Genomic DNA, 25,243 nt, shown 5'->3' on the forward strand with positions numbered 1-25,243 from the left:
TGAGGGGGACCGTCATGAGCTTTCCATGGGCTGAACATTATACCCCCAAGCATCCGCTGATGCAGTGGGTCGACGAGAAGCTGCCGCTGCCGCGCCTCGTGTATAACGCGATCGGCGCGGGCTATCCGGTGCCGCGCAACCTCAATTATTTCTGGAACTTCGGCGTGCTCGCCGGCCTTGCCCTGGTGATCCAGATCGTCACCGGCGTCATCATGGCGATGCATTATGGCGCGAACGACCTGGTCGCGTTCGGCACCGTCGAGCAGACGATGCGCGACGTGAACGGCGGCTGGCTAATGCGCTACGCCCACGCCAATGGCGCGAGCTTCTTCTTCATCGTCGTCTATCTCCACATCTTCCGCGGCCTGTTCTACGGATCGTACAAGGCGCCGCGCGAGATGGTGTGGCTGCTGGGCCTCGTCATCTTCCTCCTCATGATGGCCACCGCCTTCATGGGCTATGTGCTGCCCTGGGGGCAGATGAGCTATTGGGGGGCGAAGGTCATCACCGGGCTCTTCGGGGCCATCCCGGTGGTCGGCGAGCCGATCCAGACCTGGCTGCTGGGCGGTTTCGCGCCGGGCAATGCCGCGCTCAACCGCTTCTTCTCGCTGCACTTCCTGCTGCCCTTCGTGATCGCGGGCGTCATCATCCTGCACATCTGGGCGCTGCATATTCCGGGCAGCTCGAACCCGACCGGCGTCGATGTGAAGGGGCCGCAGGATACCGTGCCCTTCCATCCTTACTATACCGCCAAGGACGGCTTCGGGGTCGGCGTGTTCCTGATCCTCTTCTCGATCCTGCTGTTCTTCGCGCCCAATTATCTCGGCCACCCCGATAACTATATCGAGGCGAACCCGCTTTCGACGCCGGCGCATATCGTGCCCGAATGGTATTTCTGGCCCTTCTACGCGATCCTGCGCGCCTTCACGGTGGACTTCTTCTTCGTGCCGGCCAAGCTGCTGGGCGTGCTGGCGATGTTCGCGTCGATCCTGCTGCTCTTCTTCCTGCCCTGGCTCGACACGTCGCCGGTGCGGTCGGGCAACTACCGCCCGACCTTCAAGAAGTTCTTCTGGATCCTGATCCTCGACGTGCTGATCCTGGGCTATTGCGGCGGCGCGCCGGCGGAAGAGCCCTATGTCATGATCAGCCAGGTCGCGGCGGCCTATTATTTCGCGCACTTCCTCATCATCCTGCCGCTGGTCTCGCGCTTCGAAAAGCCGCTGCCGCTGCCGGGATCGATCACGGAATCGGTGCTGAACCGTCACAACATAAAAGGCGAAGAGGATGCGTTGCCCGGCATGGGCGCCGATCCGCAGCCTTCGCACGCCGGTTAAGGGGGAACGAATAGATGGTTCGCATCGGCGCATTTCTCGTCGGCCTCTTCTTCGCGGGCTGGCTGCTGATCTCCTTCCTGATGGGCGCGGTGGCCTATATCTCCGAGCCGCCGCAGCCGACGGTGGAGCATGAGTTCCACCTGGCTCCCAAGCATGTGTCCTTCTCCTTCGACGGACCCTTCGGCAAATATGACAAGCAGCAGCTGCAGCGCGGCTTCCAGGTGTTCAAGGAAGTCTGCTCGGCCTGCCACAGCCTCAAGTTCGTCGCCTTCCGCGATCTGGAGGCGCTCGGCTACAACGAGGCGGAAGTGAAGGCGATCGCCAAGCAGTGGGCGATCAAGACCCCCGACGTCGATCCCAAGACGGGCGAAGTCGCGGGCCGCGATCCGGTGCCGGCCGATCACTTCCCCAAGCCCTTCGCGAACAATGTTGCGGCGGCGGCGGCGAACAACAATGCGATCCCGCCGGACCTGTCGCTGATGACCAAGGCGCGGCACCATGGCTCGGCCTATGTCTACTCGCTGCTGACCGGCTATCAGGCCCAGCCGGCCGAACTGCTGAAGCAATTCCCGGACGCCAAGACGCCCGAGGGGCTGCACTACAACCCCTATTTCGCCAACCTGAACCTCGCCATGGCGCCGCCGCTGACGGCCGAGGGCCAGGTGACCTATGGCGACGGCACCAAGGCGAGCGTCGACCAGATGGCGAAGGACGTCGCGGCCTTCCTGACCTGGACGGCCGAGCCCAAGCTGGAGAATCGCCGCGCGGCGGGGCTGGCGACTTTGGTCTTCCTCGCGATCGCCACGGCGCTCGCTTACATGGCCTATCAGAATATCTGGGCGGACAAGAAGAAGGCGGCCTGAGCTGGCGCTTCCCGCTTGAGACTGACGCTTTGGGGCGCGGCATCCTTGAGGAGGCCGCGCCCTTTGCTTATGGGTGCGCGATGACCAGCGACCGCCTCACCGCCCTCGTCCGCACCATCCCCGACTTTCCCAAGCCGGGCATATTGTTCCGCGACATCACCACCTTGCTGGCCGACGGCGCGGGCTTGCGCGCGCTGGTGGGGCAGCTGGCGGAGATTGCCCGGCCGCTCGACCCGGACCTGATCGTCGGCATCGAGGCGCGCGGCTTCATCCTGGGCGCGGCGCTGGCGACGGTGCTGGGCAAGGGGTTCGTGCCGGTGCGGAAGAGGGGCAAGCTGCCGGGCAAGACGGTCGGCATCGACTATGTGCTGGAATATGGCACCGACCGGCTGGAGCTGCACGAGGGGCAGGTGCCGGCGCGCGCGCGGGTGCTGCTGGTCGATGATCTGATCGCGACCGGGGGGACCGCGATCGCCGCCGCGCAGCTGCTGCGGGAGCAGGGGGCGAGCGTGCTCATGGCGCTGTTCGCGATCGGTCTGCCTGACCTCGGCGGCATGGCGGCGCTGGAGGCCGAGGGCGTGGCGGCGCGGGCGATCATGGCGTTTGAGGGGGATTGAGAGGGGCCGGGCGCGCGGGACAAGTGGAACAGCGAGTGGAACAGCTGATTCGCGGTTTCGCGATTCTCCTACGGGTAAGATGCTGATTTAACGCCGGTTATTCCGGGGGTGTTGGAGGCTGTTCGCGGACGGCTGTAGGAGAATAGGATTTTCTCAGCACCACAATCATCCTCCCCTGAAAGGGGAGGTGTCGCGCGCGAAGCGCGTGGCGGAGGGGTGTCTAGCTATCGAGAGGGTGACACCCCTCCGTCATCGCTACGCGATGCCACCTCCCCTTACAGGGGAGGAATTGGTCATCACCGCTCCCCTTACAGGGGAGGAATTGGTCAGCGCCGCTTCCAGGCCGTCCACCGCCAGCGCCAGCCGCTCGTCGATGAGGCCGAGCAGCTCCATCCAGCTGTGGATATGGGCAAGCTCGCCCGGACCGTCCGATACGCCGCGCAGGCCCATCAAAGGCACGTCGAAACGGGCGCAGGCGCGGGCGACGGCGAAGGTCTCCATGTCCACCATGTCGGCGTCGATCACGGCATAGTCATCGCCGCCCACCACGTTCGCGCCGGTCGACAGGCGCGCCAGCGGCAGCGCGAGGGGGGTGACGAGCGGCAGGTCGACGGGATGATCGACGAAGGGCGTGACGCCTTTGGCGAAACCGAGACGGGAGGCGTCCATATCGCGCCAGGAGACGCTGGCGATCTGAAAAATCTCGCCCAGCGGGCAGATGCGCGATCCCGCCGACCCCAGGCAGATGGCAAGGTCGGGCAGCGCATCGGCGCGGGCGAGATCAGCCAGCGCGAGGCCGGTCGCAAGCGCCGCCTCGACCGGGCCGACGCCGGTCAGCAAGGGCGTGAAGCGGGCGCGCAGATGCGGGCCATATTCGGCCTCCACCGCCATGATGAAGAGCAGGCGCTTTCCGCCGATCGTCTCGCATGGCACGGTCACTTGCGCTTGTCCTTGCGGCTGGCTGATGGCAGCGGGGCGACCATGACCTGGAGCGACGCACGCTGCATCTGGGTCGCACCCACTGCCGTTCGGCCCTGCGACAAGCGCAGGAGCGGCTCTCTATGCCTCTCATTTCGTCCGAATGAAAGACGTGTCCCTTGCGAAGGGCCGACCTCCATGCCTGGCACTTCGCGACGTCCGGCGGTGTGACGGCCACCGCGATGATCGCCGCCTTACCCAACGCAATTGGTCCATGTCAGCCTGTGCCGCCAAGCCGAACATGGGTCCTCCGATCATCCGCGTGTCAGGCAGCCAGCGGCACGCCGGTGCGTTTGCGCAGGTCTGCGATGGTCAATCCGTCCACCATCTCGATGACGCGCGCGCCTTCACGCCCGACATCGAATACCGCGAGGTCGGTGTAGATGCGCGACACGCAATGGAGGCCGGTCAGCGGATAGGTGCACGTCTCGACAAGTTTGCTCTCGCCCTGCTTGGTGAAGAGTTCCATCATCACGAAAGTCTGCCTGGCCCCGATGGCGAGGTCCATCGCGCCGCCGACGGCGGGAATCGCGCCCGGTTCGCCGGTGTGCCAATTGGCCAGATCGCCCGTTACGGACACCTGGAACGCGCCAAGCACGCAAATGTCGATATGGCCCGCGCGCATCATCGCGAAGCTGTCGGCATGGTGGAAATAGCAACCGCCGGTCAGCAGCGTCACGGCCTGCTTGCCGGCGTTGATAAGCTCCCAATCCTCCTCGCCGGCAGCCGGAGCAGGCCCCATGCCGAGCAACCCGTTCTCGCTCTGAAGAATGATCTCGCGATCGGCCGGGAGATAATTGGCGACCTTGGTCGGCAAGCCGATGCCAAGGTTCACATAAGCGCCGTCGGGGATATCCTGGGCGACGCGGGCGGCCATCTGGTCGCGGCTCATGGGTTTCATGTTGGTCATCGCGTTTCTCCGGTCAGGCGGCGGCGGATTGCGGCAGGACGACGCGCTGCACGAAGATGCCCGGCGTGACGACCGCTTCGGGATCGATCTCTCCCAGCCCGACGATCCGGGACACCTGCGCTATCGTCGTTCTGGCCGCCATCGCCATTATCGGGCCGAAATTGCGCGCTGTCTTGCGATAGACGAGATTGCCCCATCGATCTCCCGCATGGGCCTTGATGAGGGCGAAGTCCGCATGGATCGGATATTCCAGCACATAGTGCCGACCGTCGATCAGGCGGGTCTCCTTCCCCTCCGCCAGCAGCGTGCCATAGCCGGTCGGCGTGAAGATGGCGCCCAGGCCCGCGCCGGCCGCCTGGATGCGCGCGGCCAGATTGCCCTGCGGCACCAGCTCAAGCTCGATCTGTCCGGCCCGGTAGGCTGCATCGAAATGATGCGAGTCCGTCTGGCGCGGGAAGGAGCAGATGATCTTGCGCACGCGATCCGCCTTGATGAGCGCGGCAAGGCCGGTTTCGCCGTTGCCGGCATTGTTGTTGATGATCGTCAGATCGCCCGCGCCCTGCGCGATGAGCGCGTCGATCAGTGGATCGGGCATCCCGGCGGTGCCGAAGCCGCCGATCATGACCGTCGCGCCATCCTGTATGTCGGCCACGGCCGCTTGGGCGCTGGCTACGCTCTTGTCGATCACGTCGCTCTCCCACGATGCTGAGATAGGGAGCCGCTCTTTGCCGCGACGGGGATTGCGTCAACCGATAAACATCATATTGTCCGATTATCGGTTATAGGATGCGCGATGAAGCAGGAACGAGGTCAGCTGGAAGCCGGGGGAGACCCGGAGTTCATGACGTCGCTGGCGCGCGGCCTTGCGGTGCTGCGATGCTTTGCGGACGCGCAGCGCCCGATGACCATCGCGCAGGCCAGCCGGTCGACCGGCCTGAGCCGCCCGGCGGTGAAGCGCTGCCTGCATACGCTCGTGCGCCTCGGCTATGCCGCGCAAGACGGGGCCAATTATGCGCTGCGGCCCAAGACGCTTGCGCTCGGCTACGCCTATCTCTCGTCGAGCACATTGACCATGCGCGCCCAGCCGCTGCTCGATCAGTTGCGCGACGAGCTGCACGAAAGCTGTTCGCTCGGCGTGATCGAGGAGGATGAGGTCTATTATCTGGCCCGCGCCGAAGTGTCCCGGATCATGTCGATCGCTTTGCGAACCGGCAGCCGGCTGCCGCTCTACTGCACGTCGATGGGGCGCGTGCTGCTCGCGGGCCAGCCGCGCATCGCGCAGGAAAGCTATCTGCGTCGGGCCGATCTTGTCGCGCGAACGCCGAAAACCGAGACCAGGCCCGGCGAATTGCTGGCCCGGTTCGCCCGCGTCGCCGAGGAAGGCTATGCGATCAACGACCAGGAACTGGAGATCGGCCTGCGCTCGATCGCCGTGCCGGTGACGAGCGGCGGACGGGTCGTCGCGGCGGTCAATGTCGGCGCACAGGCGACGCGGGTGACATTGGCGGAGCTGCGAACCCGCTTCCTGCCATCGTTGCGCCGGGTCGCGCGGGAACTCAGCGCGATGGGGCTGGCCTGAGCGCCCAGTCCAGGTCGCGGCGAAAATCGCCTTCCTAGCGCGCTCAACAAAAAATCCGCCAGGTCGCTGGACCGAGCGGATTTTTAGATGGTGGGCGTGGCAAGGATTGAACTTGCGACCCCTGCGATGTCAACACAGTGCTCTACCACTGAGCTACACGCCCACTGTGGAGGGGGCCAATAGCCGGGCCATGGGGCCGGCGCAAGCGGGAAATTCTGGCGCGCTGATAATCTTCTGGACAGGGGAGGGGCGGCCCATATGTTGCGGTGCAAACAGGGGGACGCTTTCGATCATGCTGCCATCGTCATCCTCGCCGGTTCAGGCCGCGCCGCGCCTGCCCTTCTACCGGCAGCTTTATGTGCAGGTGCTGGTCGCGATCGCGCTGGGGGTCGCGATGGGGCATTTCTTCCCAACCCAGGCGGTGGCGATGAAGCCGCTGGGCGAAGCCTTCATCAAGCTGGTCAAGATGATTATCGCGCCGGTCATCTTCCTCACCATCGTCACCGGCATTGCGGGGATGAAGGAGTTGGGCGCGATCGGCCGGGTGGCGGCCAAGGCCTTCGCCTATTTCCTGACCTTCTCCACGCTGGCGCTGATCGTCGGGCTGATCGTCGCCAATGTGGTGCAGCCGGGCGCGGGACTCAATATCGACCCGGCGACGCTCGATGCCGGGCGGGTCGCCGATTACGCCCACAAGGCGCATGAAAACACGCTCACCGGCTTCCTGATGGGGATCATCCCGTCGACCATGGTGTCGGCGGTGGCGGACGGCAACATATTGCAGGTGCTGTTCGTCGCGATCCTGTTCGGCATCGCGCTGACGATGATCGGGGAGAAGGCCGCGCCGCTGATGGCGGTGCTCGAATCGGCGAGCCATGCGGTGTTCAAGCTGGTCGCCTTCCTGATGAAGGCCGCGCCGATCGGGGCGTTCGGGGCGATGGCCTTCACCATCGGCGAATATGGCGTGGGCACGCTCGCCAATCTCGCGGGGCTGGTGGCGACCTTCTACCTGACCTCTTTGCTGTTCGTGCTGCTGGTGCTGGGCGGGGTGGGGCTGGCGGTGGGATTCAACATCCTGCACCTCATCCGCTATCTGAAAGCGGAACTGCTGCTGGTGCTGGGCACGTCGTCCTCGGAAGCCGCGCTGCCGAGCCTGATTGAAAAGATGGAGCGCGCCGGGTGCCGCAAGTCGGTGGTGGGGCTGGTGGTGCCGACCGGATACAGCTTCAACCTCGACGGCACCAACATCTATATGACGCTGGCGGCGCTCTTCATCGCGCAGGCGTGCAATGTGCATATCAGCCTGGAGGAGCAGATATTGCTGCTGCTGGTGGCGATGATCTCCTCCAAGGGCGCGGCGGGGGTGACGGGCGCGGGCTTCATCACGCTGGCCGCGACGCTCTCGATCGTGCCGTCGGTGCCGGTGGCGGGCATGACGCTGATCCTGGGGGTCGATCGCTTCATGAGCGAGGTCCGCGCGCTCACCAACTTCATCGGCAATGCGGTGGCGACGGTGGTGGTGTCGGCCTGGGAAAAGGGGCTGGATCGCGAGCGGTTCGACGCGGCGATGGCGGGGCTGCCGCTGGAGCCTACGCCGGACATGCAGGAGGTGGTGCCGGATTGAGGGGGTTTAGCTCAGCCCCGAGACGCTTTCGCTGCCGAACATGCGCTCCACCTCCAGCACCAGGTCGCGCAGGTGGAAGGGCTTGGACAGCACCTTGGCCTGCGGCACGGCCTTGCCGGCCTTCAGCGTCACGGCGGCGAAGCCGGTGATGAACATGATCCGCATGTCGGGCGCGACCTGGGCTGCGTGCTGGGCGAGTTCGATCCCGTCCATCTCGGGCATGACGATGTCGGTCAGCAGCAGGTCGAAACGGTCCGAACCGATATGCGGCAGCGCCTCCGCGCCGGTGGACACGGCGACGACCTCATAGCCCGACCGGTCGAGCGCGCGGGCCAGATAGGTGCGCATGCTCTCGTCATCTTCGGCCAATAATATGCGAACCATCGCCCCCAACTTGTTCCTTGCCCCCGCCGATTCGCCGGCTGTCGCGCCGCAATGGGTGGCGCGCAGCCCGCTTATATGCGACAAGTCTGAATATTTTCCAGCCGGCTAACCATTTTGCGAGTCCGGCCGCGAAAGGAGCCGCGTTGGACCAGATCAGGCTGCCCGTTCCGACCATAAGCGATGCGGCGTTCGATCTTCATGGCCCCGCCGAGCCGGCGCGGCCGGTCATCCTGTCCGTCCCCCATGCGGGGCGCGTCTATCCCGCCGATCTGCTGGCCGCCGCGCGGGTGAAGCCGCAGATATTGCGGCGGCTGGAGGATCGCTGGGCGGACCTGCTGGCGCACCGGGCGGCGGCGACGGGCTTTACCGTGCTGATCGCGCGCGCGCCCCGCGCGATGATCGACATGAACCGGCATGAGCGGGAGATCGACCCCGGCATGATCGTCGATGCGCCGCGCGATGCGCCGCTGCACAGCAGCGCGAAGCTGCGCGGCGGGCTGGGGCTGTTTCCGCGCCGGATGCCGGGCGCGCATGAGCTGTGGCTGCGGCCGATGGCGTGGGGCGAGGCGCGGGAGCGGATCGAGACGCTGCACCGGCCCTATCATGCGATGCTGGCGCGGCTGATGACGGCGGCGCGGCAGGCGCACGGCCATGCGATCCTGATCGATCTTCATTCGATGCCGCCGCTCCCCGTGACGGCGGGGCAGGACGCGGCGGGGGTGGTGCTGGGCGACCGCTTCGGGCGGAGCGCGTCCACGCGGCTGGTGGCGCAGGCGGCGGAGATGATCGCCGGCCGGGGGATCGCGGTGGCGCAGAACCATCCTTACGCCGGGGACCATATTCTCGACCGGCATGGCCGGCCCGAGCGGGGCGCGCATGCGATCCAGCTCGAGATCGACCGGTCGCTCTATCTGGACGCGGCGCTGGAGGGGATCGGGCCGGGCCTCATGCGGATGCAGGCGCTGGTCAGCGATCTGGCGGCGATGCTGGCCGAGGAACTGCCGCGCGCGGGCTATGCGATGGCGGCGGAATAGGCGCGGCGGCGATCACCAGCCGGGCGCCGGCGACGCTCAAATGGTGGGAATCGAAATAGAGGGGCTGGCCGTCCTTCGCGATGGCGCAGCGGCGGGCGTCGCAGAGCGCGGCGGCGGGATCGATCAGGTGGACGCCGCGTGCTTCCCAGGCGCGGAACCGGGCGCGCAGGTGGACGGTCCGGGCGTCGAGCGCGGCGCGGTCTAGGCCCTGGGCGTCGCTGAGGCGATCCGCCTGCGCCAGATGGGCAAGGCGGCGGGGGACGTCGAAGGGCTGGGGCGGGACTGGGCCGATGACGACGACTTCTCTCTCGATGGCGCGGATGGCTGCGATGGTCGCGTCCAGCTTGGCGACGAAAGCGGGATCGTCGAAGCGGCCATTGGCCCAGAAGGCGGCGAGATAGATGCGGCGGACGGCGGGATCGGCGCGGATCGCGGCGAAGGCGGCGCGATTGGCGGCGGCGCAGCGCGGGTCGGTGGCGTCATAGCCGAGCACCGGCGGGCAGCTTGAGGTAGTGCGCTGGACGAGCGACCAGTGTTGGGATTTCGCCTGGAGGGAGAGCGCATAGGCAAGTTCGACGCCGTGGCTGTCGCCCCAGAGCATCGCGGAGGCGCGCGCGGGTGCGCCGAGGACGCAGGGGGTGGCGGCGCGCATATGGGTGTCGTGGCATAGCTTGCGGGTGGGGGCGATGTCGCGCTGGCCGGCGATTTGCGCCAGCACCTGGGGGGCGAAACGGGACGGCCAGCCGCCCTTTGCCATGAGTGCGAGCGAGGCGAGGGTGAGGGCAGCCATGGCGGCGGCGGTGAAGGCGAAGATGGCGTGGCGCGAGATGGCGGCGCTGTCGCGGAAGGGGCGCTCCACATAGCGCCAGGAGAGGATCGCGGCGATGAGCGCAGCGGCAATGACCATGATGCGCGTGAGGCCGGCGAGGGGCTGGTCGGTCGCATATTCGGTAAAGACGATCAACGGCCAGTGCCACAGATAGAGCGAGTAGGAGATGAGGCCGATGCCGACCAGCGGGGGAAGCGAAAGCAGGCGGGCGGCGCTGGTGCCCGGCGCGGCGTGTATCAGCGCCGCTGCGCCGAGCACCGGGGGCAGGGCGGCGACGCCGGGGAAGATGGTGGTGCGATCATAGAGGGCGACGGCGAGGGCGATGGCGAGAAGGCCGCTCCAGGCCAGCGCTTCCCTGGCCCAGCGCGGGCGGATCGCCGGGATCGCGCCGAGCGCCGGGAGCGCGCCCGCGAGCAATTCCCAGGCGCGGGTGGGGAGGAGGTAGAAAGTGAAGCCGCTCGTGTCGCGCTGAAGCAGGATGGCGAGCGCGAGCGAGACGGCGGCGATGCTCGCGACCGCCGCCGTGCGCCAGCGGGGGGCATAGGCAGCGAGCAGCATCAGGAGCAGCGGGAAGCCGATATAATATTGCTCCTCCACCGCGAGCGACCATGTGTGGAGCAGCGGCTTCACGTCCGCACCGCCCGCGAAATAGCCGGTGTCGGTGAAGAACCAGAGGTTGGAAGCGAAGACGATGGCGGCGAGCGCGGACTTGGGCACGCCTTCGAGGTCGCCAGGGAAATAGAGCCAGGCGGCGCAGGCCAGCACGACGAGGATCATCAGCGACAGCGCGGGGACGATGCGGCGGAAGCGGCGCTCGTAGAAGCGCAGGAGCGAGAAGCGGCCGGCGTCGACCTCCCGCGCGATGATCGCCGTGATGAGATAGCCCGATATGACGAAGAAGATGTCGACGCCGACATAGCCGCCCGAAAAGCCGGGGACATGCGCGTGGAACAACAGCACCGGCAGGATCGCGAGCGCGCGCAGCCCGTCTATGTCGCGGCGATAGCCGGTCGTCGCATGGGGGCGGGGCGCGGGCGCGTGCATGGGGCGGGGGTAGCGGGAAAGCCCTGATAATGTCTTAGGGGAAGCGCGATTCGGGCGCGTTTTGCGGTGCGCGGCGATTGGTTGCGTTTGGCGCAACCATGATTTCGCCCTTCGCATTTGCACAAATGTGGCCGCTGCGCCACATAGGGCGGGCCTTTCAGGCATCCTCTCCTAAAACTTTCGGCCGATCCCATGCGATCGGCCTTTTTTTTGTCATGCGGCTGGGCTAGCAAGGATGCGCCGATGCCAAGCCACTAAAACAAGTTTCTGGAGAGGAGCCGCCGGTCGGACCGGCAGGCAAGGCATGGCGGGGGGGTCGAGCGCTGAAACGGGCGCTCTCCCCCCTTTTTTGTCGTTAGTTTCCGGCATGAGATAGCCAACGCCCCGAGCGATTATGGGTGAGAGGTGACAATCGCCTGTGGTGGGGACGGGCCTATCTGGCCCTTAGACCGAGACTATGGTGAGGCTTATTTCACCATTTTACTCTATTATTGCGCCATCTTGGATGAACAGGAATGCTGGCACGTTCCGTTGGGCGGGGGTGATAGAAAAGGCCCAGCTGTCTTTGTAGGCCGAAGCGGCGTATGTGTAAGTGGTTTCTCCAGCCTTATCATCCCAAAAATATTTGCATTCAATGACGAATGCGGGAGTTATCGTTTCCTTTGTGTCTTCGTAAAATCCAGTTATCACGTATATTGGGCTGCTATCAAAAGAAATACTTATCTCTTTGTCCATGTGAGTAAAACTGTCTCCCGGCATAAGAGTTCTATTAAATGAGTTCGAAAGATTACTGCTCTTTTCGGGATACATCGGATCAATAACGGGATAAATCTTTGCATCATACCTGCAAACCTTATCACCGATATTTTCAATCGTCACATTAATGATCAATACAATCGCTCCAGGGAAATCCTGGAACAAACCGTTTACTTCCATAGGGGGCGATATATTTGCTTTGGCGGCAGCAGTCACCTTGAGCCATGGCCGTTGAGCGTTCTTCTCAATGTCATTGGCTTCCAGCATTGCTTGGGTCGCCCGCCCGGTTTCTTCAACCGCCTCCCGGCTGAGTTTGACCTGCTTAAAAATCAAGTAGGTTCCTAAAGACGTCACTGCGGTAGTCATGAAGCCCATTACGATTGCGACCACCAAAGCCCAAAAGGCCCAATCGGACATCTGCCGCTGAACGCCAAGTTCGGCCTCGCTGCGTTGGGCCTCGCGGCTGGCCTGTATAGCGCTTGCCACACATTCCTGAGCGGCGGACCTGTCGGATTTGGCCCAGCAGTCGGCTATTTGCCTGCTAGCATCAGTGGGATAGGCAGCGGCGTAGCCTTGGGCTTGAGCATTGTTGCGGCCGGACAAATCGCCCATGTGGAAGGTAAAAGTCAGCGTCCCGCCTAATACGGCAATTGCGGCGAGTGACGCGCCTACAATCGCGAGATATCGACTCCCGTCGTTCCTAAGCATCGAACCAGAAACACCGTTGCAAGTTTGCCCTGGCTCAGCTTGTTCCTGATGTGCGGCTCGGAGTCCACCACCCCTTGTCGGGCAGCTTCGCCACTCGGCAGGCATTGGACGGCTAGGGCGGATTAGCTTTAGCTTGAAGACGCTGCGGTAGCTCCAGACCTCTGTCATCTCGCGAAGGGCATCACGAATGAATGATGCCGCCCTTACGTAGCAGTACCGCTCCCCTCCCCTTCAGGGGAGGGGCTGGGGGTGGGGTCTATCCGGGTAGAACTGCTCTCTCATGAGACGCCCCACCCCAACCCTTCAAACGAGTCACGTGCCTCCTTTGAACCTGAAGGGGAGGAGCTAAGGTCTGCGTATCACCCCGCCACAACCTCTTCCTCCCGGCCATAGGCAACCACCGCTTCCACTTCCGCGCGGTCGCCCAGGACCACGCCGATGCGCTGGTGGAGGCCGTTCGGCTCCACGTCCATGATGGGGATGAAGCCGTCAGTGGCCGCGCCGCCGGCCTGTTCGATGAGATAGGCCATGGGGTTGGCTTCGTACATCAGGCGGAGTTTCGCCTTGCCCGGCGCGCGGTGGTCGTAAGGGTACATGAACACGCCGCCGCGCTTGAGGATGCGGTGGACGTCGGCGACCATGGAGGCGGTCCAGCGCATATTATAGTCCTTGCCGCACGGGCCGGCCGCGCCGGTCACGCGCTCCTCGACATAGCGGACAATCGCCGGCGACCATTGGCGGCGGTTGGACATGTTGATGGCGAACTCGCACTTGCCCTGCGGCATCTGCATGGCGGGGTCGGTCAGCACCCAGCTGCCGACTTCGCGGTCGAGGGTGAATTCATAGACGCCGGTGCCAACGCTCAGCACCAGGATCGTCTGCGGCCCGTAGATGGCGTAGCCCGCGGCGACCTGGTTGCGGCCGGACTGGAGGAAATCCTCCTCCGTCACCGGGCGGCCGGCGCAATCCTCGGGCGCTTTCAGAACCGAGAAGATGGTGCCGACCGACAAATCGACGTCGATATTGCTCGACCCGTCGATCGGATCGAACAGCATCAGATATTCGCCCTTCGGATAGCGGTTGGGGATGGGATAGATGGTCTCCATCTCCTCGGACGCCATGGCGGCGAGATGGCCGCCCCATTCATTGGCGTCGAGCAGCAGTTCGTTGGCGATCACGTCCAGCTTCTTCTGCACCTCGCCCTGCACATTTTCACTGTCGAGGCTGCCGAGCACTTCGCCGAGCGCACCCTTGCCGACCGCATGGGCGATCGTCTTGCAGGCGCGGGCGACGGTCTCGATCAGCAGGCGCAGTTCGCCGGGCAGCGCATTGGCCTGCCGCTGCTGCTCGATCAGGAAACGGGTCAGGGTCGTTCGGGACATGGCGCGCCTTTCGGATGGATCGGACGGGTGGTTGGCCTTACCGCTAGGGGAGACGATCCGCCTAGTCCAGCATGGGTATGCCGCCTTATCTGTGTTAGCGCTGTCTTGTGACAAAGCATGTCCGCCGGAACTTCGCCGAGCGGCTTCCGTTTCGGGTGCGTGCCGATCCGACGATCGAACAGGGGACAGACATGGACAGCCTCATCGCCGCCTTCACCGATCCGACCGCTCTCGCCGCGCTCATTGCGCTGGTGGTGATGGAGGTGGTGCTGGGGATCGACAATCTGGTCTTCATCTCGATCCTGACCAACAAGCTGCCCGAGGCGCAGCGGCAAAGGGCGCGGCGGATCGGCATCGGCCTGGCGCTGGCAATGCGGCTGGTGCTGCTGTCGATGATCGCGTGGATCGTGGGGCTGACCCAGCCGGTGTTCGACCTGGGGCTGAGCGGGCCGCTGGACCAGCATGGCGCGCCGACGTTCGAGACGAACTTCTCGTGGCGCGACCTCATCCTGATCGCGGGCGGGCTGTTCCTGATCTGGAAGGCGACCAAGGAAATCCATCATAATGTCGACCCGCATGGGGGCGACGATGTGCTGGACAAGAAGAGCGTCGCGACGCTGACCTTCGGCAGCGCGATCGCGCAGATCATCCTGCTCGACATGATCTTCTCGCTCGATTCGATCCTGACGGCGGTGGGGATGACCGATAATCTGGCGGTCATGTATATCGCCGTGATCGTGGCGGTGACGGTGATGCTGGTCGCCGCCGATCCGCTGGCGAATTTCATCGCGCGCAATCCGACGGTGGTGATGCTGGCGCTGGGCTTCCTGCTGATGATCGGCGCGGTGCTGATCGCCGACGGCTTTGGCGTGCATGTGCCCAAGGGTTATATCTACGCGGCGATGGCGTTTTCGACGCTGGTCGAGGTGCTGAACATCTTTGCGCGCCGGGCGAAGGGGGGGAAAGGCGCGGCGTAGGGTCTGCCGCAGTCAGTTTTTAAGGTCGATGTCGTCGATCGGTTCGGGCAAAGGGGCGTCGCCGGGGCCTGCGGGTTGCGCCGGTGGCGGGAAAGACGCCTCCGTAAGGCGCACCGCGTCTTTGGACCATCTGCACGCGACATGCTGGTAATTTTCATAAACCGAAGCGCGGTACCGCCACCGTCCATCGGCATGTTTCCAGCGTTGCCGCTGGATGAACTCCGCCGCGGCATTCCAGTCCCGCACGAACGCCCCTTCCATCCAGGCGCGGTAGATGCGTTCGTCCAATATGTCCTGGCGAATGCCGATCGCGATGATCTCATAATGGTTGAGATAATCGAATACCGCTTTTCGCAACGGCTTGTCGTCCGGCGTGGGATCGACCAGGTGCATGAAACCGGAACCGGATTGCAGATCAAAGAAAATGCGGCTGATCGCGCGATAATGTTCGGTCGATTCGCGCTTTTCGATGAGATCAAGGGTCGCCTTCTGCCGCGCTACCGAGCGGGTGTTGCGCAGGGCGCGCAGGGCGATGATGGCAGAGACGACGAACGACAAAAGAGCGACGGCGGGCGTCGCATAGGTCATGGGCGATGGTGAGGCGGGTTCGACGCAGATGATGGTGACGGGCGCGGCTTTCGCCACGGTCGGCACCATCTGGCAGCCCATTTATTCGCGAACGCCCTCGATCGTCATCTTTCGTCTCCTTATGACGATCATATCGGGATTATGCTGCCAATTTGTCAAGGGCGTCGCAACCCCGCGCGACGCCCTTTTCGTCGGGTCACGCCGCGGCGCGGCGTTCCTTCAGTTCCTCGTTCAGCATTTCGGCGAGGAGGAAGGCTAGTTCGAGGCTTTGCGCCGCGTTGAGGCGCGGGTCGCAATGGGTGTGGTAGCGATCAGCCAGCCCCTCGTCGGTGATGGCGATCGCGCCGCCGGTGCATTCGGTGACGTTCTGGCCGGTCATTTCGGCATGGATGCCGCCGCCAAAGCTGCCCTCGGCCCGGTGCACGGCAAAGAAGCCGCGCACTTCGGCGAGGATGCGGTCGAAGGGGCGGGTCTTGTAGCCGTTCGCGGCCTTGATGACGTTGCCGTGCATCGGATCGCAGGACCAGACCACCGGATGGCCTTCGCGCAGCACCGCGCGGACGAGTTTGGGCAGGCCCGCCTCGATCTTGTCATGGCCGTACCGGGTGATGAGGGTGATGCGGCCGGGCTCGCGCGCGGGATTGAGCACGTCGAGCAGGCGGAGGAGCGCGTCGGGCTCAAGGCTCGGGCCGCACTTCATGCCGATCGGGTTGCCGATGCCGCGCAGATATTCGACATGGGCCGACCCCTCGAACCGGGTGCGGTCGCCGATCCAGAGCATATGCGCCGACGTGTCATACCAGTCGCCGGTGAGGCTGTCCTGCCGGGTCAGCGCCTGCTCGAACGGGAGCAGCAGCGCTTCGTGGCTAGTGTAGAAGCTGGTGCCGCCAAGCTGCGGCACGCTGTCGGCGTCCAGGCCGCAGGCGCGCATGAAGTCGAGCGCCTGGCCGATCTGGTCGGCCATCGCCTCGAACTTGGCGGCCCAGGGCGAGCGGCCCATGAAATCGAGCATCCAGCCATGGACTCGGTCGAGGCTGGCATAGCCGCCGGTCGAGAAGGCGCGCAGCAGGTTGAGCGTGGCGGCGGACTGATTGTAGGCGCGGACCATCCGCTCCGGGTCGGGCTCGCGCGCTTCCGCGGTGAAGGCGATGTCGTTCACATTGTCGCCGCGATAGCTGGGCAGCTCGACCCCGCCGATCGTCTCGGTATCGGCCGAGCGGGGCTTGGCGAACTGGCCCGCCATGCGGCCGACCTTCACCACCGGCAGCTTCGACGCGAAGGTCAGCACCACCGCCATCTGGAGCAGCACGCGGAAGGTGTCGCGGATATTGTTCGGGTGGAACTCGGCAAAGCTCTCGGCGCAATCGCCGCCCTGGAGCAGGAAGGCGTCGCCGGCCGCGACCTTGGCCAGGTCGGACTTCAGATGCCGCGCCTCGCCCGCGAAGACGAGCGGCGGAAACTGGCTGAGCTGGGCCTCCACCGACGCGAGCGCGTCGGCATCCCGATAGAAGGGCATCTGAATGCCCTTATGGCTGCGCCAGCTATCCGGCGTCCACTTCGCCGCCACGTCGAGTCTCCTTCATGAAAATAGGGGGCGCACCTACGCTTTCAGGCGGCGTTAGGCAAGTTTATAGCGGTCGAGTAGCGACCATGCGAAACAATGGGCTATTTCTGACAGGGCCAGCGTTCGTTGAGCGCGACGCTGACAAGCACCGAGGCGGGCGCCTTGCGCTGATCGGGCCAGCGGTCGAGATAGGCGAGCGTGGTCGCGCGCGCCTCGTCCGCGCTCATGCGGTCGGGCCAGCAGACGGGACGGGCGCGGCCGATGAACATATCCTTGCGGATGCCGTCAACCACGCCGACGATATAGGCGGTGCAGGCAAGCGCATATTCGGGCGCCTTGTTGCGGCATTTGGCGCGCAGCGTGTCGCCGGTTTCGAACATATAGGTCTGCGCCGGTGCGGGAGTGGGGGCGGCGGCGGCGAGCAGCGCGCCAAGGAGAAGCGCGCGCATCATTCCTTCTTCTTCGCGGTGAAGCGGAAATCGACGCTGACCTGGGGGCCAAGCCCCTTGCTGCTGTCGCCATTGCCGACGCCGAAGGCCGCGCGGGCTACGGTGGCGCTGCCGGTGACGGTGCGGGTCATGTCCTTGCCCGCCAGAGTGAAGCGGATCGTCTGCGGCTTCGAGACGCCCTTCAGCGTCAGCGTGCCGCTGGCGCGGTAGCGGCCGGGGCCGGTCGCCTCCGCGCCCCTGGCGGTGAAGGTCGCAGTCGGGTGAGCGGCGGCGGCGAAAAATTCGTCGCCCGGCAGCATCCCGTCCTTATAGGCGTCGCCGACGCTGGCCGATCCGACGTCGATCGTCACCTTGATGTCGGCGCTTTCGGGATGGTCGGGGTCCATGACGATCGCGGCGGTCCATTTGGCGAAGCTGCCGCTGATCGTCTCGCCATCATTGCCGACCGAAAAGCCGATGCGGCCGCCGGGCTGGACGGCCCAGGCGGGGGGCGGACCGGCGGGTTCCTCCTCGGCGGCGGCGGGTTCGGCGGCGTTGGCAGCGGCATTGTCGGCCTGCGCGAGGTTGGCGGGTTCGGCATCGGCGATATTTTCCGGCGCTGCGGCTTCGACCGGCGCGGGCGGCGGGGCAGGCTGCGCGCCGGGCAGGATCGCGCGGCCGGCTGCGAAGCCGACGAGCAGCAAAGCGGGCAGGGCAATGAGCAGCAGCGGCGAGCGGCCCGGCACCATGCGCCAGAGCAGGCCGTCGCGCATCAGCAGATGATGGCGCAGCGCGCCCGCGACATGGAGCGCGAGCAGGGCGATGCCGATCCAGGCGAGCATGCCGTGGCCGTTCTCCGCGACCTCATGCGCGGCGGCGGGAAGGGGGAGGTGGGGCAGGGGCAGGACGCCGAAGAGCAGCGTCGGCACCTTGACCTTCGCGGTCGACACCAGCGCCCAGCCGGTCAGCGGGGCGCCCAGCATGAAGGCGTAGAGGCCGACATGCACGGCGTTGGCAAGCGCCCCCTGCCAGCCGCCTTCCAGTTTCGGCGGGCGCGGCTTCCAGTAACGAACCGCGATCCGCAGCAGGGTGAGCGCCAGGATCGCGATACCGACCGACTTGTGCAGCTGGTAAAGGGCAAAGCCGCGCGCGCCCAGATCTTCAAGCGCCCATCCGACCGCTATCTGAAACGCCAGCAGCGCGGCGATCGTCCAGTGCAGCAACATGGCGGCGCGGCTGTAGCGTTGCATGGCGGTCCTTTTCGCATGTCGTGGCGGGCGCGAAACTATGCCTTGCCGTCGCCGAAGTCCATCGATGGCGCGGGAAACGCTGCGGTGCCGGATGCAACCCATGCTGTGGCGAAAAGGACGCAGCGGCGCGGCTTAATCGCCGATGCGATTGCATCCCGTTCCGGGCGGGCTAAGAGTTTCGGATTACCCCCACAAAAAGGGACGCGACATGGCCAAACCCGACGCCTGGCGGTTCGATCCGAACGCCTACAGCTTCGTCACCAGCATCGACACGCGGTTTCAAGACCTCGACACGATGGGCCATATCAACAATGTCGCGATTTCGGGCATCTTCGAAACCGCACGCATCCGCTTCCACCACCATCTGGGCCGGCATCCGCAGGAACAGGGGGTGCGCTGGCTGGTGGCGGCGGTGTCCCTGAACTTCATCGAGGAATCGCATTTCCCCTATCCGTTCGAGGTGCATTGCGCGATCGGGCATATCGGGCGGACGAGCTGGACGATCAGTTCGGCCGGATTCCAGAAAGGCGTCTGCGTCGCGACCGCCGACACCACCGTCGTGACGCATGGGCCGGAGGGGCGGCGCGTGATCGACGAGACGCTGCGCGAGGCGATGGAACTGAACTTCCTGCGCCGGCCGGAATAAGGTTTAGACGAAGCCCGCCAAGCGCCGGCTCCACTGGAAGGCGATGACGGCGCCCTTCACCGGCTGGATCAGCGCCAGCGCCAGGAGGCCCGCGAGCGCCGGCCAGATCGCCGCCTGCCACAGCATCGGCACGGAGAAAGCGGCGTTCACCTCGATCATCAGCGGTACGAGGATGTGGCCGAGCAGCAGGATCACGAGATAGGCGGGCAGATCGTCGGCCTGGTGCACGTCGAGCGGCTGGCCGCAGGCGGCGCAGCAGGGCGCGGGCTTCAGGAAGCGCGCGAACATCCGCCCCTCGCCGCAACACGGGCAACGGCCGCGCAAGCCGAGTGCCAGCGCGGGGCGGATCGGGCGGTCGGGGCGGCCTTGGGTCATGGGACAGGCGTCCTGCGAGAGGGTGAGGGCGGGACTGGGTTCCGGCTTTCGCCGGAACACGGAGCGTCTAGGAATAGCGCGCGCGTAAGGCAAGCGTCACCCCTTTCCCCGGCGCGCGCGTCTCTCTAAGAGAGCGCCATGTATCTGCCCGGCGGCGACGAGCCCTATTGTCTTTTCGATGATGCGCGCGTCCATGCGCCCGCGTCGGCGCGGCTGTATCGCGATCCGGTGGGGGTGGTGGCCGCGCGGACGATGGCGGAGGTGCAGCCCGCGCTCGACCGGCTGGCCGAGGCGGCGGAGCAGGGCCTCCATGCGGCGGGCTATCTCGCCTATGAAGCGGGGCTGGCGCTGGAGGAGCGGCTTGCCCCGGTGGCGCGGCGGCGCGATGGAGGCGTTGCGCCGCTGCTCTGGTTCGGCCTGTATGAAGGGGTGCGCTTCATACAGGCCGGCGGCCTTGCGCCGATGCTGCCCGATCCGGCGGGCGCGCGCGTCGGGGCGCTGCGCCCGGCGCTGGACGAGGACGCCTATCGCGCCGCCTTCGCCCAGGTGCAGGATTATATCCGCGCCGGCGACATCTATCAGGTCAACCTGACCTTTCCCTGCGCGGTCGAGATGGCGGGCGATCCCATCGCGCTCTACGCCGCGCTGCGGCCGCGCGCGGCGGCGGGCTATGGGGGGATCATCCGGGGCGAGGGGGAGACGATCCTGTCCTTTTCGCCCGAACTCTTCTTCACGCTGGTGCGCGGGCAGCTGACCGCGCGGCCGATGAAGGGCACGGCGACGCGCGGGGCGGAGCCGGACGAGGACGCGGCGATCGCTCGCTGGCTGGAAAGCGACGCCAAGCAGCGCGCCGAAAATCTGATGATCGTTGACCTGCTGCGCAACGACCTGTCGCGCGTGTCGCGCGCGGGGAGCGTGACCGTGCCCGACCTGTTCCGGGTCGAGACCTTCCCAACCGTGCATCAACTGGTGTCGACGGTGCGGGCGCGGCTGCTGCCAGGGCTGGCGCCGGTCGACGTGCTGCGCGTGCTCTTTCCCTGCGGATCGATCACCGGCGCGCCCAAGGTGCGGGCGATGGAGATTATCGACGCGGTCGAGCCGTTTCCGCGCGGCGTCTACACCGGGGCCATGGGCTGGATCGACCCGGAGGGTGACGCGGCCTTCAACGTGGCGATCCGCACATTGACGCTGCGCGACGGGGAAGGGGCGGCGCGCCTCGGCCTTGGCTCCGGCATCGTCGCGGATTCGGACGGCGCGGCCGAATGGCGCGAATGCCTCGCGAAGGCGCGCTTCCTGACCGGCTTGACTTGAGCGCGGCGGGACGGGAAGGAAGGCCCATGCCCTTTGCCGACGGACGGTTCGATCTGCTGGAAACCATGGCCTTCGATCCTCTGGAGGGGATCAGGCTGCTCGACCTGCATCTGACGCGGCTGAAGGCGAGCGCGGATGCGCTGGGTTTCCAGTTCGACCGGCATGGGGTGCGCAACGAGTTGCAGGCCGCGACCTTCCGCCTGCGGGCGAAGAGCCGGGTGCGGCTGCTCGCCTCGCGCGGCGGAGCGATCGCGATCGAGGTGCGCGATCATCGCACCTGGCCGCAGGCGATCATGCCCGTCGCCGTGGTGCCGCGCCACGCCCCCGCCGACGACGGGCGGCTGCGGCACAAGACCACCGACCGGTCGCTCTATCGCGATGCGCTGAAGCGCGGGGGCACTTATGAGGTGCTGCTGATCGACGCCGACGGCTATCTGACCGAGGGCTGTTTCTCCTCGATCTTCGTCGAGCGCGGCGACAAACTGGTGACGCCGCCGCTGGCGCGCGGCGTGCTGCCCGGCATATTGCGGCAGAGCCTCATTGACATGGGCGAGGCGGTGGAGGGCGACCTGCGCGTCGCCGACCTGGAGCGCGGCTTCTTCATCGGCAATGCGGCGCGCGGCATGGTGGCCGCGACGTTGGCGCGGTAGGCGCACGATCCTGCCGTAAAGCCTTTGCCGGCTATCTGGCCGGTTGCCCCTGCGTCCGTTGCGCACTAAGGGGCAGCGCGTCCGCACTCAGATGCGGGCGAGGGGACTTTACAGAAAGATTGTTGCCATGAGCCAGACTTCCGCCGCCCTGGGCCGTATCCAGCCGTCCGCTACGCTCGCCATGAGCGCGCGCGTCAATGCGCTGAAAGCCGAAGGCGTGGACGTGATTGGCCTCTCGGCGGGCGAGCCCGATTTCGACACGCCCGACTTCGTCAAGGATGCGGGCATCGCGGCAATCCGCAACAACCTGACCCGCTATACCGACGTGGACGGCACCGCCGACGTCAAGGAAGCGGTGATGTTCAAGTTCCAGCGCGACAATGGCCTAGCCTACAAGCGCAGCCAGATCAGCGTGAATTCGGGCGGCAAGCACACGCTGTTCAACGCGCTTGTGGCGACGGTGGACGCAGGGGACGAGGTCATCATCCCCGCGCCCTATTGGGTGAGCTATCCCGACATCGTGAACTTTGCAGGCGGCACGCCCGTGTTCATCGAGGGGCCGGCCAGCCAGGGCTACAAGATCACCGCGGCGCAGCTCGACGCGGCGATCACGCCGCGCACCAAATGGGTGATGCTGAACTCGCCCTCCAACCCGTCGGGCGCGGCCTATTCGGCCGACGAGTTGAAGGCTCTCGCCGATGTGCTGCTGCGCCACCCGCATGTGCTGGTGATGACCGACGACATGTATGAGCATGTCTGGTATGCGCCCACGCCCTTCGCCACGATCGCGCAGGTGTGCCCGGAGCTGTACGACCGCACGCTGACAGTCAATGGCTGTTCCAAGGCTTTCTCGATGACCGGCTGGCGCATCGGTTTCGCGGGCGGGCCCGAATGGATCATCAAGGCGATGGGCAAGCTGCAATCGCAATCGACCAGCAATCCCTGCTCGATCAGCCAGGCGGCGGCGGCGGCGGCGCTCACCGGCCCGCAGGATTTCCTGGAGGAGCGCAACGCCGTGTTCAAGAAGCGCCGCGACATGGTGGTCGCGATGCTGAACGACGCGCCGGGCCTCGATTGCCCGACGCCCGAAGGCGCCTTCTACGTCTATCCCGACGCCAGCGGCGTGATCGGCAAGACGACGCCCAAGGGCGCTCTGATCGACAGCGACGAGGCGCTGATCGGCTATTTCCTCGATGAAGCGAAGGTCGCGGCGGTGCATGGCGCGGCCTTCGGCCTCTCGCCCGCCTTCCGCATCAGCTATGCGACGTCGGACGAGGTGCTCAAGAAGGCGTGCACCCGCATTCAGGAAGCCTGCGCCGCGCTGAAATAAGCGTTTTCGGGCCAAAAACCGAAACGGTCCTTTTCGCGCCGCGCCGTCTTGTGTTCGGCGGGGCGCGGCCTATATGCCCGTTGCGATGAGAAACTGAATTAAAGGTTCCGCTCCGTTCGTCGTCCTGACGTCTGCGTTGGTCGAAAGTCGCTGATGCGATCGCGGCCGTTCAGACAGGGGCAAGTCGGATGCGGGTAGCCGGGGCCGAAATGATCGGCAAAGCGAGACGAAAGGCATTCGCCATGTTGGCGTTTTTGAAATCCGAGCTGTTCCTGCGCTTTTTGGGCGGGTTTGCCGTGGGCGCTGTGGCGATGGTGATGCTCCAGCCCGACGAGCCGCCGCTGTTCAGCAGCCCTGCGGTTGCGGCGACCCAGACCGATGCGGGTGCGCTCTAAGCGCCTGATCCTGGCCGCTGTCGCGGCTTTGGCCGTGGCGGCCCCTGCCTGCGCCGAGCGCGTGGTGCAGGCGCCCGTGCCGCAGGTCGACGCTGCGCCCACCCGCAAGCTGGAGACGGCGATATTCGCCGGCGGCTGCTATTGGGGCGTCGAAGGCGTCTTTTCCCATATTAAGGGCGTCCACCTTGTCGTGTCCGGGTTCGCCGGCGGGCCGAAGGGCAAGCGCGTCGATTATGAGACGGTGAGCGGGGGCGACACGGGTTTCGCCGAGTCGGTGCGCGTCACCTATGATCCCAAGCAAGTGAGCTATGGCACGCTGCTGCGCGTCTTCTTCTCCGTCATCGCCGATCCGACCACGCTCAACTATCAGGGGCCAGACCATGGCACCCAATATCGCAGCGCCCTGTTTCCGCTGAACGCCGAGCAGGACAAGGCAGCGCGCGCCTATCTCGCGCAGCTCGACAAGGCCGGCCTGTGGCGCGATCCGGTGGTGACCAAGGTGGAGCGCTTTACCGGCTTCCAGAATGCGGGCGAGGACCATCAGGATTTCATGCGCAAAAATCCGCGCCACCCCTATATCATGCGCTGGGACGCGCCCAAGCTGGCGGCGTTCAAGGCGATGTATCCGGCGCTGTATCGGGACAGGCCGTCGGCCTGATCCGCGATCATGCAGCGGCGAAGGTGACCGCTTCGATCTTATTCCCATCAGGATCGCGCACGAAGGCGGCATAATAATGGGCGTCATAATGGGGCCGCAAACCCGGTTCGCCCTCCGCCATTCCGCCCTGTTCCACCGCGACACGGAAAAAGGCGTCGACGGCGGCGCGTCGCTCCACCTCGAACGCGACATGCACGCCGTTGCCCGGCGCAGCGGCTGCGCCGTCCGCTGGCAGATTGAGGCTGAACGCGGTAATGCCTGCGCCATAGCCGACCGCATCCTCGACATCGAGCGTGCGGGTGAGGCCGAGTTCCCGCATCACCGGATCGTAGAAGGCGCGGGCGCGATCAAGGTCTGCTGTGCCGAGCGAGACATGGTGGAGCATGGCGCATTAAAGGATGCAGCCCCACGATAGTTCCAGCAGCCGAACCCATGAATCGCAAAGGGCGGGGCCTTGCGGCGCCCGCCCTTGTCCGATCAATCAGCGATGCCCCTTATTTCGGCGACAGCACCATCAGCATCTGCCGGCCTTCCATACGCGGATAGGCTTCCACCTTCGCGATTTCGGCGACATTTTCGGCCACGCGCTGGAGCAGGTTCATGCCGAGCTGCTGGTGGCTGAGTTCGCGGCCGCGGAAGCGCAGGGTGATCTTCACCTTGTCGCCGTCGCCGATGAAGTCATGGACCTTCTTCATCTTCGTATCATAGTCATGATCGTCGATGTTCGGACGCATCTTGATCTCCTTGATCTCCTGCGTCTTCTGGGTCTTGCGGGCGATGTTCGCCTTCTTCTGGGCCTCGTACTTATATTTGCCGATGTCCAGGAACTTGCAGACCGGCGGATCGGCGTTGGGCGACACTTCGACCAGATCGAGACCGACCTCATAGGCCTGCTCGATCGCCTCCTGCGTAAACATCACACCGAGATTTTCGCCTTCGTCGTCGATCACGCGCACCTTGGGCACGGTGATGAACTCATTATAGCGGGGGCCGGACTTCGGCGGCGGCGCCAGCGGGCGGCGCATCATC

Annotated in this window: 28 protein-coding genes and 1 tRNA gene; 13 read left to right on the plus strand and 16 right to left on the minus strand. The window is 65.4% G+C overall.

The genetic code is table 11. The features are described from left to right. Positions 1–14: 14 nt before the first annotated feature. From V2B31_RS00775 to V2B31_RS00785, 3 genes are all read left to right on the plus strand, one after another. Positions 15–1,334 carry a cytochrome b gene (locus V2B31_RS00775; protein WP_328274340.1) on the plus strand — a complete coding sequence of 440 codons (1,320 nt, stop codon included), beginning with the start codon at positions 15–17 and terminating at the stop codon, positions 1,332–1,334. Positions 1,335–1,348: 14 nt separating this feature from the next. Then, entirely contained in the window at positions 1,349–2,197 is an 849-nt protein-coding gene (locus tag V2B31_RS00780) for a cytochrome c1 (protein ID WP_328274342.1), read from the plus strand. Between the two features lie 80 nt (positions 2,198–2,277). Beyond that, complete coding sequence (locus V2B31_RS00785; RefSeq protein WP_328274344.1) at positions 2,278–2,814, plus strand: adenine phosphoribosyltransferase; 537 nt, start codon at positions 2,278–2,280, stop codon at positions 2,812–2,814. Between the two features lie 255 nt (positions 2,815–3,069). Here the strand turns inward: V2B31_RS00785 and V2B31_RS00790 are convergent, their stop codons facing one another. The 3 genes from V2B31_RS00790 to V2B31_RS00800 form a co-directional block, all read right to left on the minus strand. Continuing rightward, positions 3,070–3,753, minus strand: a complete 684-nt coding sequence (locus V2B31_RS00790) for a 5'-methylthioadenosine/S-adenosylhomocysteine nucleosidase (protein WP_328274346.1) — start codon at positions 3,751–3,753, stop codon at positions 3,070–3,072. A gap of 304 nt (positions 3,754–4,057) precedes the next feature. Beyond that, complete coding sequence (locus tag V2B31_RS00795) at positions 4,058–4,693, minus strand: 3-oxoacid CoA-transferase subunit B (protein ID WP_328274407.1); 636 nt, start codon at positions 4,691–4,693, stop codon at positions 4,058–4,060. Between the two features lie 22 nt (positions 4,694–4,715). Beyond that, positions 4,716–5,390, minus strand: coding sequence for a 3-oxoacid CoA-transferase subunit A (locus V2B31_RS00800; protein ID WP_328274348.1), 675 nt, complete (start codon positions 5,388–5,390; stop codon positions 4,716–4,718). Positions 5,391–5,495: 105 nt separating this feature from the next. Between V2B31_RS00800 and V2B31_RS00805 the strand changes: the two genes are divergently transcribed. Then, positions 5,496–6,281, plus strand: a complete 786-nt coding sequence (locus tag V2B31_RS00805; RefSeq protein WP_328274350.1) for an IclR family transcriptional regulator domain-containing protein — start codon at positions 5,496–5,498, stop codon at positions 6,279–6,281. Positions 6,282–6,369: 88 nt separating this feature from the next. On the opposite strand, the gene V2B31_RS00810 is transcribed toward V2B31_RS00805, so the two are convergent. Then, positions 6,370–6,444: transfer RNA gene (locus tag V2B31_RS00810), tRNA-Val, on the minus strand. A gap of 129 nt (positions 6,445–6,573) precedes the next feature. Between V2B31_RS00810 and V2B31_RS00815 the strand changes: the two genes are divergently transcribed. Further along, complete coding sequence (locus V2B31_RS00815; protein WP_328274352.1) at positions 6,574–7,905, plus strand: dicarboxylate/amino acid:cation symporter; 1,332 nt, start codon at positions 6,574–6,576, stop codon at positions 7,903–7,905. Between the two features lie 6 nt (positions 7,906–7,911). Here V2B31_RS00815 and cpdR read toward each other — a convergent pair whose 3' ends face one another. Then, positions 7,912–8,289 (minus strand): cell cycle two-component system response regulator CpdR, encoded by a 378-nt coding sequence (gene cpdR / locus V2B31_RS00820; protein WP_328274409.1) that lies wholly within the window; start codon positions 8,287–8,289, stop codon positions 7,912–7,914. A gap of 143 nt (positions 8,290–8,432) precedes the next feature. On the opposite strand from cpdR, the gene V2B31_RS00825 reads away from it, so the two are divergent. Next, positions 8,433–9,323 carry an N-formylglutamate amidohydrolase gene (locus V2B31_RS00825; protein ID WP_328274354.1) on the plus strand — a complete coding sequence of 297 codons (891 nt, stop codon included), beginning with the start codon at positions 8,433–8,435 and terminating at the stop codon, positions 9,321–9,323. On the opposite strand, the gene V2B31_RS00830 is transcribed toward V2B31_RS00825, so the two are convergent. The 4 genes from V2B31_RS00830 to V2B31_RS00840 form a co-directional block, all read right to left on the minus strand. Further along, entirely contained in the window at positions 9,256–11,196 is a 1,941-nt protein-coding gene (locus V2B31_RS00830) for an acyltransferase family protein (protein ID WP_328274356.1), read from the minus strand. The genes V2B31_RS00825 and V2B31_RS00830 overlap by 68 nt on opposite strands. A 480-nt stretch (positions 11,197–11,676) precedes the next feature. Continuing rightward, on the minus strand, positions 11,677–12,564 hold the full coding sequence (locus V2B31_RS00835; protein WP_328274358.1) for a hypothetical protein: 888 nt from the start codon (positions 12,562–12,564) through the stop codon (positions 11,677–11,679). Between the two features lie 56 nt (positions 12,565–12,620). After that, positions 12,621–12,731, minus strand: a complete 111-nt coding sequence (locus V2B31_RS20005) for a hypothetical protein (RefSeq protein ID WP_443021793.1) — start codon at positions 12,729–12,731, stop codon at positions 12,621–12,623. Between the two features lie 288 nt (positions 12,732–13,019). Continuing rightward, a complete protein-coding gene (locus V2B31_RS00840) occupies positions 13,020–14,042 on the minus strand; it encodes a class 1 fructose-bisphosphatase (RefSeq protein ID WP_328274360.1) in 1,023 nt (340 codons plus the stop codon). A 191-nt stretch (positions 14,043–14,233) separates the two neighbouring features. Here V2B31_RS00840 and V2B31_RS00845 point away from each other — a divergent pair, with 191 nt between their 5' ends. Continuing rightward, positions 14,234–15,019, plus strand: coding sequence for a TerC family protein (locus V2B31_RS00845; RefSeq protein WP_328274411.1), 786 nt, complete (start codon positions 14,234–14,236; stop codon positions 15,017–15,019). Positions 15,020–15,031: 12 nt separating this feature from the next. Here the strand turns inward: V2B31_RS00845 and V2B31_RS00850 are convergent, their stop codons facing one another. The 4 genes from V2B31_RS00850 to V2B31_RS00865 form a co-directional block, all read right to left on the minus strand. Beyond that, positions 15,032–15,688 carry a DUF4760 domain-containing protein gene (locus V2B31_RS00850; RefSeq protein ID WP_328274362.1) on the minus strand — a complete coding sequence of 219 codons (657 nt, stop codon included), beginning with the start codon at positions 15,686–15,688 and terminating at the stop codon, positions 15,032–15,034. A gap of 115 nt (positions 15,689–15,803) precedes the next feature. Beyond that, positions 15,804–17,174 carry a class II 3-deoxy-7-phosphoheptulonate synthase gene (locus V2B31_RS00855; protein WP_328274364.1) on the minus strand — a complete coding sequence of 457 codons (1,371 nt, stop codon included), beginning with the start codon at positions 17,172–17,174 and terminating at the stop codon, positions 15,804–15,806. 98 nt (positions 17,175–17,272) lie between these two features. Further along, complete coding sequence (locus V2B31_RS00860) at positions 17,273–17,620, minus strand: Rap1a/Tai family immunity protein (protein ID WP_328274413.1); 348 nt, start codon at positions 17,618–17,620, stop codon at positions 17,273–17,275. Further along, the gene (locus tag V2B31_RS00865) at positions 17,620–18,849 is read right to left on the minus strand and encodes a YceI family protein (protein WP_328274366.1); all 1,230 of its coding nucleotides are present in this window, start codon (positions 18,847–18,849) and stop codon (positions 17,620–17,622) included. Before V2B31_RS00865 ends, V2B31_RS00860 begins: the two co-directional genes overlap by 1 nt. Positions 18,850–19,057: 208 nt before the next feature. Here V2B31_RS00865 and V2B31_RS00870 point away from each other — a divergent pair, with 208 nt between their 5' ends. Next, entirely contained in the window at positions 19,058–19,495 is a 438-nt protein-coding gene (locus V2B31_RS00870; RefSeq protein ID WP_328274368.1) for an acyl-CoA thioesterase, read from the plus strand. Between the two features lie 3 nt (positions 19,496–19,498). Here the strand turns inward: V2B31_RS00870 and V2B31_RS00875 are convergent, their stop codons facing one another. Then, the gene (locus V2B31_RS00875; protein WP_328274370.1) at positions 19,499–19,870 is read right to left on the minus strand and encodes a DUF983 domain-containing protein; all 372 of its coding nucleotides are present in this window, start codon (positions 19,868–19,870) and stop codon (positions 19,499–19,501) included. A 138-nt stretch (positions 19,871–20,008) separates the two neighbouring features. On the opposite strand from V2B31_RS00875, the gene pabB reads away from it, so the two are divergent. The 5 genes from pabB (at position 20,009) to msrA (ending at position 24,214) form a co-directional block, all read left to right on the plus strand. Then, positions 20,009–21,181, plus strand: coding sequence for an aminodeoxychorismate synthase component I (gene pabB, locus V2B31_RS00880; protein WP_328274372.1), 1,173 nt, complete (start codon positions 20,009–20,011; stop codon positions 21,179–21,181). A 26-nt stretch (positions 21,182–21,207) separates the two neighbouring features. Further along, positions 21,208–21,831 carry an aminotransferase class IV gene (locus V2B31_RS00885; protein ID WP_328274374.1) on the plus strand — a complete coding sequence of 208 codons (624 nt, stop codon included), beginning with the start codon at positions 21,208–21,210 and terminating at the stop codon, positions 21,829–21,831. Positions 21,832–21,958: 127 nt separating this feature from the next. After that, complete coding sequence (locus V2B31_RS00890; protein ID WP_328274376.1) at positions 21,959–23,161, plus strand: pyridoxal phosphate-dependent aminotransferase; 1,203 nt, start codon at positions 21,959–21,961, stop codon at positions 23,159–23,161. A 209-nt stretch (positions 23,162–23,370) separates the two neighbouring features. After that, positions 23,371–23,556 carry a hypothetical protein gene (locus V2B31_RS00895; protein WP_328274419.1) on the plus strand — a complete coding sequence of 62 codons (186 nt, stop codon included), beginning with the start codon at positions 23,371–23,373 and terminating at the stop codon, positions 23,554–23,556. Beyond that, positions 23,540–24,214, plus strand: coding sequence for a peptide-methionine (S)-S-oxide reductase MsrA (msrA, locus tag V2B31_RS00900; protein ID WP_328274378.1), 675 nt, complete (start codon positions 23,540–23,542; stop codon positions 24,212–24,214). The genes V2B31_RS00895 and msrA overlap by 17 nt, the downstream gene beginning before the upstream one ends. 7 nt (positions 24,215–24,221) lie before the next feature. Here msrA and V2B31_RS00905 read toward each other — a convergent pair whose 3' ends face one another. After that, the gene (locus V2B31_RS00905) at positions 24,222–24,599 is read right to left on the minus strand and encodes a VOC family protein (protein ID WP_328274380.1); all 378 of its coding nucleotides are present in this window, start codon (positions 24,597–24,599) and stop codon (positions 24,222–24,224) included. Positions 24,600–24,708: 109 nt separating this feature from the next. Next, positions 24,709–25,242 (minus strand): translation initiation factor IF-3, encoded by a 534-nt coding sequence (infC, locus tag V2B31_RS00910; RefSeq protein ID WP_328274382.1) that lies wholly within the window; start codon positions 25,240–25,242, stop codon positions 24,709–24,711. Position 25,243 lies beyond the last annotated feature (1 nt).

Source organism: Sphingobium sp., assembly GCF_036170395.1.
GTDB lineage: Bacteria > Pseudomonadota > Alphaproteobacteria > Sphingomonadales > Sphingomonadaceae > Sphingobium.

Excerpts from the sequence above, each read along its gene's own strand:
- V2B31_RS00835 (WP_328274358.1), bottom strand. The coding sequence starts at position 12,564 with ATGGGCGATTTGTCCGGCCGCAACAATGCTCAAGCCCAAGGCTACGCC.
- V2B31_RS00890 (WP_328274376.1), top strand. The coding sequence starts at position 21,959 with ATGAGCCAGACTTCCGCCGCCCTGGGCCGTATCCAGCCGTCCGCTACG.
- V2B31_RS00850 (WP_328274362.1), bottom strand. The coding sequence starts at position 15,688 with ATGGGCTGCCAGATGGTGCCGACCGTGGCGAAAGCCGCGCCCGTCACC.
- cpdR (WP_328274409.1), bottom strand. The coding sequence starts at position 8,289 with ATGGTTCGCATATTATTGGCCGAAGATGACGAGAGCATGCGCACCTAT.
- V2B31_RS00830 (WP_328274356.1), bottom strand. The coding sequence starts at position 11,196 with ATGCACGCGCCCGCGCCCCGCCCCCATGCGACGACCGGCTATCGCCGC.
- V2B31_RS00815 (WP_328274352.1), top strand. The coding sequence starts at position 6,574 with ATGCTGCCATCGTCATCCTCGCCGGTTCAGGCCGCGCCGCGCCTGCCC.
- pabB (WP_328274372.1), top strand. The coding sequence starts at position 20,009 with ATGTATCTGCCCGGCGGCGACGAGCCCTATTGTCTTTTCGATGATGCG.
- V2B31_RS00780 (WP_328274342.1), top strand. The coding sequence starts at position 1,349 with ATGGTTCGCATCGGCGCATTTCTCGTCGGCCTCTTCTTCGCGGGCTGG.
- V2B31_RS00885 (WP_328274374.1), top strand. The coding sequence starts at position 21,208 with ATGCCCTTTGCCGACGGACGGTTCGATCTGCTGGAAACCATGGCCTTC.
- msrA (WP_328274378.1), top strand. The coding sequence starts at position 23,540 with ATGCGGGTGCGCTCTAAGCGCCTGATCCTGGCCGCTGTCGCGGCTTTG.
- V2B31_RS00860 (WP_328274413.1), bottom strand. The coding sequence starts at position 17,620 with ATGCGCGCGCTTCTCCTTGGCGCGCTGCTCGCCGCCGCCGCCCCCACT.
- V2B31_RS00895 (WP_328274419.1), top strand. The coding sequence starts at position 23,371 with ATGATCGGCAAAGCGAGACGAAAGGCATTCGCCATGTTGGCGTTTTTG.
- V2B31_RS00785 (WP_328274344.1), top strand. The coding sequence starts at position 2,278 with ATGACCAGCGACCGCCTCACCGCCCTCGTCCGCACCATCCCCGACTTT.
- V2B31_RS00905 (WP_328274380.1), bottom strand. The coding sequence starts at position 24,599 with ATGCTCCACCATGTCTCGCTCGGCACAGCAGACCTTGATCGCGCCCGC.
- V2B31_RS00775 (WP_328274340.1), top strand. The coding sequence starts at position 15 with ATGAGCTTTCCATGGGCTGAACATTATACCCCCAAGCATCCGCTGATG.
- V2B31_RS00805 (WP_328274350.1), top strand. The coding sequence starts at position 5,496 with ATGAAGCAGGAACGAGGTCAGCTGGAAGCCGGGGGAGACCCGGAGTTC.
- infC (WP_328274382.1), bottom strand. The coding sequence starts at position 25,242 with ATGATGCGCCGCCCGCTGGCGCCGCCGCCGAAGTCCGGCCCCCGCTAT.
- V2B31_RS00875 (WP_328274370.1), bottom strand. The coding sequence starts at position 19,870 with ATGACCCAAGGCCGCCCCGACCGCCCGATCCGCCCCGCGCTGGCACTC.
- V2B31_RS00840 (WP_328274360.1), bottom strand. The coding sequence starts at position 14,042 with ATGTCCCGAACGACCCTGACCCGTTTCCTGATCGAGCAGCAGCGGCAG.
- V2B31_RS00865 (WP_328274366.1), bottom strand. The coding sequence starts at position 18,849 with ATGCAACGCTACAGCCGCGCCGCCATGTTGCTGCACTGGACGATCGCC.
- V2B31_RS00795 (WP_328274407.1), bottom strand. The coding sequence starts at position 4,693 with ATGAAACCCATGAGCCGCGACCAGATGGCCGCCCGCGTCGCCCAGGAT.
- V2B31_RS00870 (WP_328274368.1), top strand. The coding sequence starts at position 19,058 with ATGGCCAAACCCGACGCCTGGCGGTTCGATCCGAACGCCTACAGCTTC.
- V2B31_RS00845 (WP_328274411.1), top strand. The coding sequence starts at position 14,234 with ATGGACAGCCTCATCGCCGCCTTCACCGATCCGACCGCTCTCGCCGCG.